General features: G+C 72.6%; 8 protein-coding genes. 3 read left to right on the top strand and 5 right to left on the bottom strand.

Features of this window, described 5'->3' with window-relative positions; translation table 11 throughout:
* Positions 1-65: 65 nt before the first annotated feature.
* From MUY22_RS44820 to MUY22_RS44830, 3 genes are all read left to right on the top strand, one after another.
* The gene (locus MUY22_RS44820; RefSeq protein ID WP_247053920.1) at positions 66-938 is read left to right on the top strand and encodes a helix-turn-helix domain-containing protein; all 873 of its coding nucleotides are present in this window, start codon (positions 66-68) and stop codon (positions 936-938) included.
* An 81-nt stretch (positions 939-1019) separates the two neighbouring features.
* Positions 1020-2816 carry a maleylacetate reductase and hydroxyquinol 1,2-dioxygenase domain-containing protein gene (locus MUY22_RS44825; protein WP_247053923.1) on the top strand — a complete coding sequence of 599 codons (1797 nt, stop codon included), beginning with the start codon at positions 1020-1022 and terminating at the stop codon, positions 2814-2816.
* The gene (locus tag MUY22_RS44830; RefSeq protein ID WP_247053925.1) at positions 2813-4570 is read left to right on the top strand and encodes an FAD-dependent monooxygenase; all 1758 of its coding nucleotides are present in this window, start codon (positions 2813-2815) and stop codon (positions 4568-4570) included. The genes MUY22_RS44825 and MUY22_RS44830 overlap by 4 nt, the downstream gene beginning before the upstream one ends.
* Positions 4571-4683: 113 nt before the next feature.
* Here the strand turns inward: MUY22_RS44830 and MUY22_RS44835 are convergent, their stop codons facing one another.
* From MUY22_RS44835 to MUY22_RS44855, 5 genes are all read right to left on the bottom strand, one after another.
* Positions 4684-5574, bottom strand: coding sequence for a peptidylprolyl isomerase (locus MUY22_RS44835; protein ID WP_247053927.1), 891 nt, complete (start codon positions 5572-5574; stop codon positions 4684-4686).
* A 67-nt stretch (positions 5575-5641) separates the two neighbouring features.
* Complete coding sequence (locus MUY22_RS44840) at positions 5642-7057, bottom strand: M1 family metallopeptidase (protein WP_247053928.1); 1416 nt, start codon at positions 7055-7057, stop codon at positions 5642-5644.
* An 86-nt stretch (positions 7058-7143) separates the two neighbouring features.
* Positions 7144-11082: a Pls/PosA family non-ribosomal peptide synthetase gene (locus tag MUY22_RS44845; protein WP_247053931.1), complete on the bottom strand. Its 3939-nt coding sequence runs from the start codon at positions 11080-11082 to the stop codon at positions 7144-7146.
* A gap of 371 nt (positions 11083-11453) precedes the next feature.
* A complete protein-coding gene (der, locus tag MUY22_RS44850) occupies positions 11454-12962 on the bottom strand; it encodes a ribosome biogenesis GTPase Der (RefSeq protein ID WP_247053933.1) in 1509 nt (502 codons plus the stop codon).
* Between the two features lie 16 nt (positions 12963-12978).
* Positions 12979-13581, bottom strand: coding sequence for a 1-acyl-sn-glycerol-3-phosphate acyltransferase (locus MUY22_RS44855; protein ID WP_256476009.1), 603 nt, complete (start codon positions 13579-13581; stop codon positions 12979-12981).
* Positions 13582-13606: the final 25 nt, after the last annotated feature.

The raw sequence follows: 13606 nt of genomic DNA on the forward strand, positions 1-13606 counted from the left end.
GAAGACGTGAGCCGACCCTTCCCGCGGGTACGATCGGGGTCGGCCTCGACGTCGAGGAGGCAGGCGTGGGCGAACTCGGGCTGACCGACACCAACGGCATCCTCGCGCTGCCCTGGGTCCGCCCGGAACGCACCAGCGCCGGCCTCGGCTGGGACCGCGTCTACCTCTCCAAGCAGCGGGAACGCCCGTACCGCGCCGCGTTCGGGCCCGCGCGCAGCCACCAGCTGATCCTGCACCTCGGCGGGCCGGTGACGGTCCGGCGCGGCGTCGGGACCCCCCACGAGCGGAGCCGGCGGATGCCCGCCGGCGGGCTGTTCCTGCAGCCGTCGCACGTCGACCTGTCCGTCGAGCTGGGCGGGGAGCTCGACACCTTGCACGTCTACGTCGCCGACGACGCCGTCCAGGAAGCGGCCGGCGGGAACGCGCCCGTGCGGCTCGCCGAGGAGTTCGGCAGCGATCCGCTGCTCGAACAGCTCGTGCTGAGCCTCGACGGCGTCGTCCGCGACTGGGAGCCGAGCGCGCGGACCTACGCCGACCAGCTCGGCGCGCTCGTCGCCGCGCAGCTCGTCCGCCACCACCACGCCGGGCGCGTCCTGCTCCCCGAGCCGGCTCGCGGCCTGTCCGACCGGCAGTTCGCGCGGGTGCGCGACCGGATGGCGGACCAGCTGGCCGAGCCGGCGCCGCTGGCCGACCTGGCCGCGCTCGCCGGGCTGAGCGTGAGCCAGTTCTCGCGGCAGTTCAAGGCCCGCACCGGCCTGCCGCCGCACCGGTTCCTGCTGCGGCTGCGCGTCGAGCAGGCCGGGCTGCTGCTGCGCACCGGCACCGAACCGATCGCCGAGATCGCCGTCCGCTGCGGCTTCTCGCACCAGGAGCACCTGACGCGCGTGCTGCGCGCCCAGCTCGGCACCACGCCGGCCGCCCTGCGCCGGGCAAGCTGAGACGCCGAGACGCGCGTTTCGTGCCTCGGCGCAGCACGAACGTGCAGGACCGGGCCCCGACCAGGCCGGATACTCCCTCGCATGACCTCGTTCAGCTACGCCGCGAACCCCGTGCGGGTGGTCTTCGGCTCCCTCGACGACGTCGGCGCGGAAGCCGGCCGCCTGGGACTCGGGCGCGTCCTGCTCGTCGCCGGCCCGCGTTACGGCGACCGCGCCGCCGCCGCGCTCGGTCCCCTGCTGGCCGCGCGCTTCGAAGACGCGGCGATGCACACCCCGGTCGACGTCACCGAGCGCGCGCTGAAGGTCGTCGCCGACCACGGTGTCGACGGCGTCGTGGCGGTCGGCGGCGGCTCGGCCACCGGGCTGGCCAAGGCGATCGCCCTGCGCACCGACCTGCCGCAGCTGATCGTGCCCACGACGTACGCGGGCTCGGAGCTGACGAGCGTCCTCGGCGAGACCGCCGACGGTCACAAGACCACCCAGCGGTCCCCGAAGGTGCGGCCCGAGGTCGTGCTCTACGACGTCGGCCTGACGCTCTCGCTGCCGGTGGCCACCTCGGCCGCCAGCGGGATCAACGCGCTCGCCCACGCCGTCGAGGCGCGCTACGCCCCGGACGCCGACCCGATGACGGATCTGCTGGCCGGCGAGGCCATCCGGCTGCTCACGGACGCCCTGCCGCGGATCGTGGCCGATCCGTCCGATGTGGACGCGCGGACCGCCGCCCTGCGTGGTGCGTGGCTGGCGGGTTCGTGCCTCGACAGCGTTTCGATGGGCCTGCACCACAAGCTGTGCCACCACCTCGGCGGCAAGTTCGGGCTGCCGCACGCCGAAACCCACGCCGTCCTGCTCCCGCACGTCATGGCGCACCTGGGCCTCGACGACGCGAACGACGTCTTCGAGCTGACCGCGTCCCTGCCGATCCCGCACTCGCTGGCCGAACTGGGGCTCACCGAAGCCGACATCGCCGACGAGCCCGAAGCGGAGCTGCTGCGCCAGGCCCTGAACGGCACCCGCACGACGGCTCCCCCGGTGCTCGCGGCGCTCACGAAGCAGGTCGTCGAGAGCTTCGCGGGCGCGCCGGACCGCGTCCGCGAGCTGCTCACCGACCTCGTCGAGACGCTGCACGGCTACGCGATCCGCACCGACCTCACGCAGGAGGAGTGGGAGTACGCGATCGGGTTCCTGACCCGCACCGGGCAGATCTCCAGCGACACGCGCCAGGAGTTCATCCTGCTGTCGGACACGCTCGGCGTGTCCAGCGTCGTCGACGTCCTGACCAACTCGCGCACGCCGGACACCACGCCGTCGGCCGTGCTGGGCCCGTTCTACGTCGAGGGCCCGCCGGAGACACCGCAGGGCGCCGACCTCGCGGCGGGGCTGCCCGGAACTCCACTGTGGACGGACGTCCGGATCACCGACACCCACGGCGCCCCGGTTCCCGAGGCGGTCGTCGACGTCTGGCAGTCCAATGAGGACGGTTTCTACGACGTCCAGCTGCCCGATCTCGACGGACCCGTGCTGCGCGCCCGCTTCCGCACCGACGCCGACGGCCGGCTGCGGTTCTGGACCATCGTGCCGAGCGCGTACCCGATCCCCGCCGACGGGCCGGTCGGGCAGATGCTCGACGTCGTCGGCCGCCACCCGTACCGGGCGCCGCACGTGCACTTCATGATCGCCAAGCCCGGGTTCCGGACGCTGATCACGCAGCTGTTCGTCCGCGGCGGCGAATACCTGGACTCCGACACCGTGTTCGGCGTCAAGGACGGCCTGATCGTCGACTTCACCGAGCAGTCCGGGCCCGCCCCGGACGGCCGCGAGCCCGGGCTCTGGCGCCGGCTCGACTTCACTTTCCGCATCCAGCCCGGGAGCACGAGATGAGCAGCCAGCTGAGTTACGACACCGACGTCATAGTGATCGGCAGCGGCCCCGCCGGGGGTTCGGCGGCCCTGCTGCTCGCCACCTACGGCGTCCCCGCGGTGCTCGCCACCAAGTACGGCTGGATGGCCAACACACCCCGCGCGCACATCACCAACCAGCGGACCATGGAGGTCTTCCGCGACCTCGGCGTCGAGGACAAGGCCCTCGCGGTCGGGACGCCGCCGGACCTGATGGGCGACACCGTGCTCTGCACGTCGCTGACCGGGCCGGAGATCGGCCGGATCGCCAGCTGGGGCACCGGGCCCTCGTCGGCGTCGGAGTACACCGCCGCGAGCCCGTGCCACATGATCGACCTGCCGCAGACCTACCTCGAGCCGATCCTGGCGAGCGAAGCCGCCGCGCGCGGCGCGAAACTGCGGCTGGACACCGAGTTCCTCGACTTCACGCAGGACACGGACGGCGTCACGGTCCGCTTCCGCGACCGCGTGCGCGGCGACGAGTTCTCGTTGCGCGCCAAGTACTTGATCGGCGCGGACGGCGCACGCAGCCGCGTCGCCGAGCTGGCCGGCCTGCCGATCGCCGGGCAGACCGGCAAGGCGGGCAGCATGAACATCACGTTCACCGCGGACCTCGCGCCGTACGTGGCCCACCGGCCGAGCGTGCTGTACTGGGTGATGCGGCCGGGCGCGCACCTCGGCGGGATCGGGATGGGCCTGGTCCGGATGGTGCGGCCGTGGAACGAGTGGCTGCTGACCTGGGGTTACGACATCGAGCAGGCGCCGCCCGAGGTCGACGTCGAAGAGGCGACGCGGCTGGTGCGCGACCTCGTCGGCGACCCGGACCTCGACGTCGAGATCACCTCGACGTCGCTGTGGACGGTCAACCACAACTACGCGACGGAGTACCGCAACGGCCGGGTGTTCTGCGCCGGGGACGCCGTGCACCGGCACCCGCCGTCCAACGGGCTCGGGTCGAACACGTCCGTCCAGGACGCGTACAACCTGGCGTGGAAGCTCGCGATGGTCGTGCGCGGCGAAGCGGGCGAAGGCCTGCTGGACAGCTACACCGCCGAGCGCGCGCCGGTCGGCAAGCAGATCGTCGACCGGGCGAACCTCAGCCGCGACCAGTTCGGGCCGATCTTCGCCGCGCTCGGCATCGCCGGCGACACCGACTCCGACGGCATCACCGCGGGCCTCGAAACCTGCCTCGCGCCGACGCCCGAAGGCGCGTCGAAACGGCGTGAGCTGGAGAAGGCGATCGAGCTGAAGCACTACGAGTTCAACGCCCACGGCGTCGAGATGGACCAGCGCTACGTCTCCGGCGCGGTGCTGCCCGACGGCGTCGCTCCGGCGGCATCCGACCGTGATCCCGAGCTGTTCCACCGGCCCAGCACCGAACCGGGCGCGAAACTGCCGCACGCGTGGCTGGTCGGCCCGCACGGCCGCCGGGTGTCCACTTTGGACGTCGTCGGCGGCGGCCGCTGGACGGTGCTGACCGGCCTGACCGGCACCGCGTGGGGCGACGCCGCGGCCAAGGTGGGCGCCGAGCTGGGCCTCGACCTGCGGACGGTGCGCGTCGGCGACCCGGAGGTCCGCGACGCCTACGGCGGCTGGTCCCGCCTCAGCGGCATCGCCGAGGACGGCTGCCTGCTGGTCCGCCCGGACGGCTACATCGCCTGGCGCAGCACAACGTCGTCCCCCACGGCCGTCCCCACCCTCCTGGCCGCCCTCCGAGACCTGCTGGACCGCCCGTAACCCGCGTGACCAGACCCGTGACTCGCGTGATCAGACCCGTAACCCACGTGATTGAGGCCGTAACTCGCGAGTTCCGGCCTCAATCACGCGAGTTCCGGCTGTGATCACGTGAGTTACGGGGTGGTGATGGCGGTGAAGGTGACCGGGGTCTTCGGGGGGCCGCTGCCGTCGCCGATGCCGGGCTTGGACGTGTCGACGCCGGCGGCGGCCACCTTGTCGAGGACCGCCAGGCCGGCGTCGTCGATGCTGCCGAAGACCGTGTACTCCGGCGGGATCTGCGTGTCGCCGAAGACCAGGAAGATCTGGGAGCCGCCCGAGTCGGGTTCGGACGTCTTGGCCATCGCGAGGATGCCGCGGCCGTAGGTCAGCTCGGGGAACGTCTCGTCCTTGATCGTGTAACCCGGGCCGCCGGTGCCGTCGCCGGCCGGGTCGCCGCACTGGAGCATCTGGAGCCCGTCCGTCACCGAGAGCCGGTGGCACGACGTGCCGTCGTAGAACCCCTGTTTCGCCAGGCTCAGGAAGTTCACCACGGTGCACGGCGCCAGCGCGCGGTCGAGCGTCAGCCCGATGGCGCCCGCGCTGGTCGTGAGCCGCACTCCGACGGTGCCCGACGACGGCGCCGGGCCGTCCGGCGGCGGCGTGGCCGGCTTCGGCGCGGGCGAGCCGGGGGCGGGGGTGAACGCGCAGGTGATCGGGTCGGCCAGCGGCCGCGGCCGTTTCGGCAGCGGCGCACGACCACCGGGCAGCGGCACCGACGCGCTCGGCGAGGCGATGGTCGCCGGCGGTTGCGACGACGACGGCGCCGTCGGGAACCACACGCCGTCGGCGTTGCCCTCCGGTTTCCGCAGGAACCCGGGATACCCCCAGGCCAGGAACGCGAGCACCATCACGACGACCACGACGACCGAGCCGGTGATCAGCACGACGGCCGCCGGCGACGTCTTCTTCGGCGGCGCCGGCGGTTGCCACGGCGGATACCCGTAGGGCGGCCCCGGCTCGCTCATCAGCGCTCCCCTCGTCGAGACGCTCATTCTGCCGGGAAGACCACCCGTCCGGGTGAGAACGGCCGGATCAGGGCAGCGGCGGCAGCGCCGGGGTGTCGAGCCAGCGCGTGAAGAACGTCCCCAGCGAGCGGCCCGCGTACTCCTCCGCCGTCGCGATGAACGCGGCGGTCGTGACGAGCCCGTGCCGGTGTTCGGTCGTCCACGCCTTCAGCACCGCGAAGAACGCCGGGTCGCCGATCTCCGCCCGCAGCGCGTGCAGCGTCAGCGCGCCGCGCTTGTAGACGCGCTCGTCGAACATCCGCGCCACGCCGGGGTCGGCGACCCGGACGTCGGCCGGCCTGGCCTTCATCCGGGTGTGCCACGTGCGGGCCAGCGACTGCGCCGACTCGCCGCCCGACTCCTCCGACCACAACCACTCGGCGTAGGTCGCGAAACCCTCGTTCAGCCAGATGTGGCGCCAGTCGGCCACGGTCAGGCTGTTGCCGAACCACTGGTGCGCCAGCTCGTGCACGACGAGCCGCTCGTACGTGCGGCGGCCGTCGACGTGGTTGGCGCCGAAGATCGACATGCCCTGCGCCTCGATCGGGTCGTCGAGGTCGTCGTCGGTCACGACGATCTGGTACTCGCCGAACGGGTACGGGCCGAACAGCCGCTGCAGGACCTCCATCATCCGGCCCTGCCGGCCGAAGTCGTGCTCGAACGGCCGGCGCAGCCGCGGCGGCACGGCGGCGCGCTGCGGCACGGTCTCGTGGACCGCCTCCACCTGCCCGCTCGCGCGGCCGATGTCGACGCTCAGCCGGCGCGCGGCCGCGCCCACGTGCGCGAACCAGCCGCCGCCGCTCAGGTCGACGTCGTCGTAGCGGCCGATCTGCACGCTCATCAGGTAGGTCGCCGTCGGCTCGTGGCGTTCGAAGACCCATTTCGTCGTGCTGGCCGAGGTGTAGCGGTCGACCAGCTCGCCGGTGACCGCGACCAGGTACGGCGACGACGTCGTCACGCTCACCCGGTAGGTCGCCTTGTCGGACGGGTGGTCGTTGCAGGGGAACCACGACGGCGCGCCGACCGGCTGGCTCGCCACGAGCGCGCCGTCGGTCAGCTCGTCCCAGCCGACGTCACCCCAGCGGCTCCCCACCGGGCGCGGGTTGCCGACGTAGACCACCTCGACGGTGAACTCGCTGCCCGCGGCGATCGCCTTCTGCGGCTTGACGTGCAGCTTCCGCACGCGCTTGAGGTACTTCGCGGGCTTGCCGTCGACCAGCACGCGGGTGATCCGGAACTCGCCGAAGTCGAGGGTGACGCGGGAAAGCGCCTGCGTCGCCTCCGCGGTGATCACCGCCGAGGCCGACAGCCGGTTCGGCGCGACCTTGTAGTCGAGGGTCAGGTCGTAGTGCCGGACCCGGTAACCGCCGTTGCCGTGCGCGGGGAGGTAGGAGTCGCCGGAGGTGTCCGCGCCGGGTGCGGGAGCGGAAGCCTTCGAGATCACCCGTGCCGGACCTTTCCTCGTGCGTACTTCGAACCAGGCTCGCACGGAGGGGTGATTCCGTGCGAGCCGGGTGGTGACTTCGTGACCTACTTGCCCGTCCAGGCGGAGATCGGGTTGCCGAGCCAGCGGGAGTCGGGCGGCACCTCGTCGCCGCGGGTCACCAGGGACCCGGGGCCGACCGTGGTGCGCGCGCCGATGCTCGCGCCCGGCAGCACGATGCCGTGCGGGCCGAGCGTCGCGCCCTCGTCGAGGGTCACCCGCGACATGCTCATGATCCGGTCGTGGAACAGGTGCGTCTGCACGACGCAGCCGCGGTTGATGGTCGCGCCGTCACCGAGCTCGACGAGGTCGGCCTCGGGCAGCCAGTACGTCTCCAGCCACACGCCGCGGCCGATCTTGACGCCCATCGTGCGCAGCCAGGCCGCCAGCAGCGGAGTACCGCCGAGGGACCCGATCAGCCACGGCACGGCCAGCGCCTCGACGAACGTGTCCGCGAGCTCGTTGCGCCAGACGAAGGAGCTCCACAGCGGGTGGTCGACTTCGCGGAACTTCCCGACCAGCAGCCACTTCATGACGGTCGCGGTCAGCGCCGCGACGATCCCGGCGGCCAGCAGGGCGGGCCCGGCGAGCAGCAGGGCGACGCCGAACCCGAACACCGACGCGGCCTGCAGCAGCCCGAACGCGACGGTGACGCTCAGCGCGACCCCGCACATGACCGGGATGATCCGGCACAGCTCGACCAGCGCGCGGGCCGCCTTGAGGTGCAGCGCCGGGGTGTAGGTGCGGCTCGTGTCGGCGTCGCCGATCGCGCGGCGCACCGGCAGCGGCGGCATGCCGAGGTACGACGAGCCCTTCTTCGCCCGCAACGGCGTCGAGGACAGCACACCCACGAGGCCGCGCTTCGGCACCGAACGGCCGGGCGCGGTCATCCCCGAGTTGCCGAGGAAGGCCTGCTTGCCGATCCGGGCCGGGGCGACGTGCAGCCAGCCGTGGCCGAGCTCGTAGGTGGCGACCATGGTGTCGTCGGCCAGGAACGCGCCGCTGTCGATCTGGGTCATCTTCGGCAGTGCGAGCACCGTCGACGCCTCGACGTTGCGCCCGACCTTGGCGCCGAGCAACCGCAGCCAGACCGGCGTGAACAGGCTGGCGTACAACGGGAACAGGCCTTCGCGGGCCATGTTCATCAGCCGCTCGGTGGCCCAGACCTGCCACGCGACGCGGCCGTGGACCGGGTGGTAACCCTCGACCATGCCGATGCTCAGCGCCCGGACGCCGGCAAGCACGAACAGCATGTACGTCAGGAAGTACGCGGCGGTCGCGACCGGCACGAAGATCAGCGCCTGGGTGAACGCGGCCGGCAGCGTCGGCGCGCCGGCGATCGCGTAACCCAGCACCGCCACGCCCGCGAGCGCGGCCAGGCCCGGCAGGAAACCGAGCAGCACCGAGGTCACGCCGTAGACCGCGGCCCAGAAGTGCGACCGCGGCGGGCGGCTCGACGGCCACTTCAGCGCGTCCTTCGCGTCCTTGCCGTCCTTGCCGACGGGGGCGGCGGGCGAGCCGGCCCAGTGCTGGCCGGCCTTCACCGCGCCGCGGACGGTCGACCCGGCCGCGATCTCCGCGCCCTTGCCGATGCGGACGCCGGGGAACAGCGTGCTGCGCGCGCCGATCCGGGCCTCCGCGCCGATGCGCACCTTGCCGATGTGCACGCGGTCGCCGTCGACCCAGTGGCCGGACAGGTCGACCTCGGGCTCGACGGCGGCACCGCGGCCCAGCTTGAGGAACCCGGTGACCGGCGGCGGCGAGTGCAGGTCGACGTCCTTGGCGATGCGCGCGCCGAGGGCCTTGGCGTAGGTCGTCATCCAGGACGCGCCGGCGACGCTGTCCGCGCCGCTGAACTCGGCGAGCTTCTCGGCCGTCCACAGGCGCAGGTGGACGCTGCCGCCGCGCGGGTAGGTGCCGGGCCGCACGCCGGAGAGCAGCACGCGCGCGCCGCCCGCGGCGATCGCGATGCGGCCGGCCGGGCTGAACAGCACGGCCCAGGCCAGCACGAGCCACGCCCAGTTCAGCGTCGGCGCCCAGGCGAACCCGAGCAGCGACAGGACGTTCGACAGCGCGGCGGCGAGTGTCGCCCAGCGCAGGCCGGCGAGCCCCATCAGCGGGACCATCAGCAACGTCTGGATCACCCCGGCACGGCGCTTCGTCGGCGCGATGTCCCGGCGTTCGGTGGCCTGGCCGCTCAGCGCGTCCAGCATCGCGGCCAGCGCGCCCAGCTTCGGGTAGGAGTAGATGTCGGCGACCGACACCTGCGGGTGCCGCGTGCGGATCCGCGCCACGACCTGGGCGGCGGTCAGGCTGCCACCGCCGTGGGTGAAGAAGTCGGCCTTGGGGTCGTCGACCGACACGCCGAGGATCTCGGCCCAGCCTTCGGCGAGCCACGCCTGCGTCGGGGACAGCCCAGCGGCGTCCACTGTGGACAGCGGCCACGGGAGGGCGTTGCGGTCGACCTTGCCGGACGTGCGGGTGGGCAGGTCTTCGACGACGGCGAGCAGCGGCACCAGCGCGGCGGGCAGGTGCTCGCGCAGTCGGGTCGCGGCTTCGTCCTGGTTGAAGGTCACGCCGGGCGCCGGGACGACGTACCCCACGAGGACCTGGTTGCCGGCCTGGGTGCGGCGGATCGCGGCGGCCGCGCCCTGCACACCCGGCAGGGCCTGCAGCGCGGCGTCGACCTCGCCCAGCTCGATGCGGCGGCCGCCGAGCTTGACCTGCTCGTCGAGCCGGCCGAGGAACAGCAGGCCTTCGGCTTCGGCGCGGACCATGTCGCCCGAGCGGTAGGCGCGCTGCCAGCCCAGCGACGGCAGCGGCGCGAACTTCTCGGCGTCCTTCTCGGCGTCGAGGTAGCGGGCCAGGCCGACTCCCCCGATGACGAGCTCACCGGTCTCGCCCATGGCGACCGGCCGGCCGTCGTCGTCGACCACGGCCAGCTGCCAGCCCGACAGCGGCAGGCCGATCCGGACCGGCGCCTCCCCGGTCAGCTGCGCGGCGCAGGCGACGACGGTGGCTTCGGTGGGGCCGTAGGTGTTCCAGACTTCGCGGCCTTCGACAGCGACGCGCTCGGCCAGCTCCGGCGGGCACGCTTCGCCGCCGAAGATGAGCAGGCGGACGTCTTCGAGCGCGTCGGCGGGCCACAGCGCGGCCAGCGTCGGCACGGTGGAGACGACGGTGATGCTCTGCGCGACCAGCCACGGGCCGAGGTCGACGCCGGTGCGGACCAGCGCGCGCGGCGCCGGCACCAGGCACGCGCCGTGGCGCCAGGCCAGCCACATCTCTTCGCACGAGGCGTCGAAGGCGACGCTCAGCCCGGCCAGCACGCGGTCGCCCGGGCCGATCGGCTCCTCGGTGAGGAACAGCTCGGCCTCGGCGTCGACGAACGCGGCGGCGGCGGCGTGCGAGACCGCGACGCCCTTGGGCTTGCCGGTGGAGCCGGAGGTGAAGATGATCCAGGCGTCGTCGGCCGGGCCGGGGACACCCTCGCGGCCACCAGGCGTGCTGTGGACGTTGATCTTGCCGTCGGTGGCGACCGCGGCCACCGCGGCTTCTTCGAAGACCAGCTCGGCGCGCTCGTCCGGGTCGTCCGCGTCGACCGGCACGTAGGCGGCGCCGACGGACAGGGTGGCGAGGATCGCGACGTACAGCTCGGCGGTGCCGGAGGAGATCCGGACGCCGACGCGGTCCCCGACGCCGACGCCGTACCCGCGCAGGCGGCGGCCGTAGGCGTCGATCTCTTCGAGGAGCCGGCGGTAGGTCAGGGTGGTCGTGCCGTCGTCGATCGCGGCGGCGTTGGGGTGGCGCTCGGCCGTGGCGGCGAGGACGTCGAGCAGCGTGCGCTCGCTCGCGCCGAGCCCGGACCAGAAGAGGGCGCGGTCGGCGACCGGGGCGGTCGACGGCGCGTGCGTCACCTCGGCGACGCACGGCAGCGGCGCGGTGATTTCCGAGGCGGATTCCGCCGGTTCTACGGTGACGGTCATCGTCCGGACACCCCGGCCATGACGAAGACGTGCAGCAACGAACTATGGGCGCGCAAGCCCATCACTCACCTTCCGCGAGCCTCTATCGGGCTTGCACTCCGGAATGAGGCGCCCGCAACGACCCTCAACCATACCCGCGGATCAAGGAAAGATATCTCCTGGGTCACGGCGGAGTGTCGGACCTCACGCCCCGGACGAACCCAGGTGCGAAGCAGGTCACACGCGTGATCGGCCGGTCGACCCGGCGCCCGGCCGAAGATTCGTCCGGGCGCCGTGTCGTCGCGTGTCGTCCATCCAGGCACGCGTGTCGTCCATTCGGGCACGCGAGTCGTCCGTCCGGGCCCGCGGGTTCGCCGGAACGGGTCAGGAAATCACCGGGATTTGGCGGGCCTGGCCGCTTTTCCGCCGGCCTTCGGCCGGGCCTTCTTTTCGCGGATGCGCACATTCACCCGGACGGGGCTGCCTTCGAAGCCGAACTGCTCGCGGAACCGCCGCTCGATGAACCGGCGGTAGCCCGCCTCGAGGAAGCCGGTGGTGAACAGCACCAGCGTCGGCGGCCGGATACCGGCCTGCGTCGCGAACAGCACCTTCGGCTGCTTGCCGGACCGGACCGGCGGCGGGGTGGCCGCGATCAGGTCGGACAGCCACGCGTTGAGCTGGCCGGTCGGCACCCGCTGGTCCCACGACTTCAGCGCGGTCCGCAGCGCCGGCGCGATCTTGCGCACCGACCGCCCGGTCAGCGCCGAGACGTTGACCTTCTCGGCCCACGGGACGCGGACCAGGCCGCGCTCCAGCTCGCGGATCATGGCGTGGCGGCGGTCCTCGTCGACCAGGTCCCACTTGTTGAACACCAGCACGCACGCGCGCCCGGCCTCGACGACCATGGTCAGCACCCGCAGGTCCTGCTCCGAGATCGGCTCGGCCGCGTCCAGCAGCACGACCGCGACCTCGGCCGCGTCGATCGCGGTCTTGGTGCGCAGCGAGGCGTAGTACTCGGCGCCCGCGGCGAAGTTGACGCGCTTGCGCAGGCCCGCGGTGTCGATGAACCGCCAGGTCTCGCCGTCCAGCTCGACCAGCGAGTCGACCGGGTCGACCGTGGTGCCGGCCACCGAGTCGACGACCGAGCGCTCTTCACCGGAGATCTTGTTCAGCAGGCTCGACTTGCCGACGTTCGGCTTCCCGACCAGCGCGACACGACGCGGGCCCGACGTCGCCGCGACGCCTTCGCGCGGCGCCTCGGGCAGGGTCTTGAGGATCGCGTCGAGCAGATCGCCGGAGCTGCGGCCGTGCAGCGCGCTGACCGGGTGCGGCTCGCCGAGACCGAGCGACCACAGCGACGCGGTGTCCGCGAGCAGCCGGTCGTCGTCGACCTTGTTCGCCACCAGCAGCACCGGCTTCTTCGAGCGGCGCAGCACCTTGGAGGCGGCTTCGTCGGTGGCCGTGGCCCCGACCGAGGCGTCGATCACCAGCAGGATCGCGTCGGCCGTCTGCATGGCCAGCTCGGCCTGCGCGGCGACGGAGGCCTGCAGCCCGGTCGCGTCCGGCTCCCAGCCGCCCGTGTCGACCAGGGTGAACTTGCGCCCGCCCCAGTAGGCGTCGTACGCGACGCGGTCGCGGGTGACGCCCGGCACGTCCTGCACCACGGCTTCGCGGCGGCCGATGATGCGGTTGACCAGCGTGGACTTGCCCACGTTCGGCCGCCCGACCACGGCGAGCACCGGTTGCGCGAGCGCGGCCTCCTCGGCCGCTTCCGCCGCCTCGATCTGCGCGTCGAGCCTGGCGAACTCGGTCTCGTCGGACCAGGTGCCGTCGATCTCGCCGACGCCGTCGATCGCCGCCGACGTACTCTCTCCCGCGGAGGCGGAATCAAACTCAGCCATCACTACCCAATTTCCCTTATGGCGTAACGAAACCGTTTTCGGTACGCCAATCGTCCAAAGTCTTCACGAGCGCCGCGAGCTCGCCGCGCAGCTCCTCGGTGCCCTGGTCGAGCCCGGTCTTCCCGGGTCCGACCTTCGGCGTGAACGGCTCCCCCACGAGGATGTCCACGCGTGGGCGCCAGCGCCGCTTGCCGTCCGCCGGCTTGAGCGTCCCGCGGGTCGCCACCGGCAGCACGACCGCGTCCGACGCCCGGACCAGCCACGCCGCGCCGCGTTCGGCCGCACCGACGTCCCCGGCACCGCGGGTGCCCTCCGGGAAGATCCCGACGACCCCGCCGTCCTTGAGCACGCCGACCGCGGTCAGCAGCGGTTTCCGGTCGATCGCGCCGCGCTTGACCGGGATCTGCCCGATGGCCACAAGGAACCGGCCGGCCACGCCCTTGAACAGCTCGGCCTTGACCAGGAACGCCGAACGCCGCGGCAGCATTCCGAAGATCAGCTGCGGCTCGATCATCGAACTGTGGTTGGCGATCACCAGCACCGGCCCGCGGGCGGGCATGCGGTCACGGCCGTGCACGCGGATGCGGAAGGCCGATCGCAAATGGTACCGGCCGAAGATCCGGCCGGCGTCGTGGAGCCAGCCG

The organism is Amycolatopsis sp. WQ 127309, from assembly GCF_023023025.1.
Classification (GTDB): domain Bacteria; phylum Actinomycetota; class Actinomycetes; order Mycobacteriales; family Pseudonocardiaceae; genus Amycolatopsis.

What these genes read in the sequence shown, in the direction of transcription:
- der (WP_247053933.1), bottom strand. Translation starts at nt 12,962, where the DNA reads ATGGCTGAGTTTGATTCCGCCTCCGCGGGAGAGAGTACGTCGGCGGCG.
- MUY22_RS44825 (WP_247053923.1), top strand. Translation starts at nt 1,020, where the DNA reads ATGACCTCGTTCAGCTACGCCGCGAACCCCGTGCGGGTGGTCTTCGGC.
- MUY22_RS44830 (WP_247053925.1), top strand. Translation starts at nt 2,813, where the DNA reads ATGAGCAGCCAGCTGAGTTACGACACCGACGTCATAGTGATCGGCAGC.
- MUY22_RS44835 (WP_247053927.1), bottom strand. Translation starts at nt 5,574, where the DNA reads ATGAGCGAGCCGGGGCCGCCCTACGGGTATCCGCCGTGGCAACCGCCG.
- MUY22_RS44845 (WP_247053931.1), bottom strand. Translation starts at nt 11,082, where the DNA reads ATGACCGTCACCGTAGAACCGGCGGAATCCGCCTCGGAAATCACCGCG.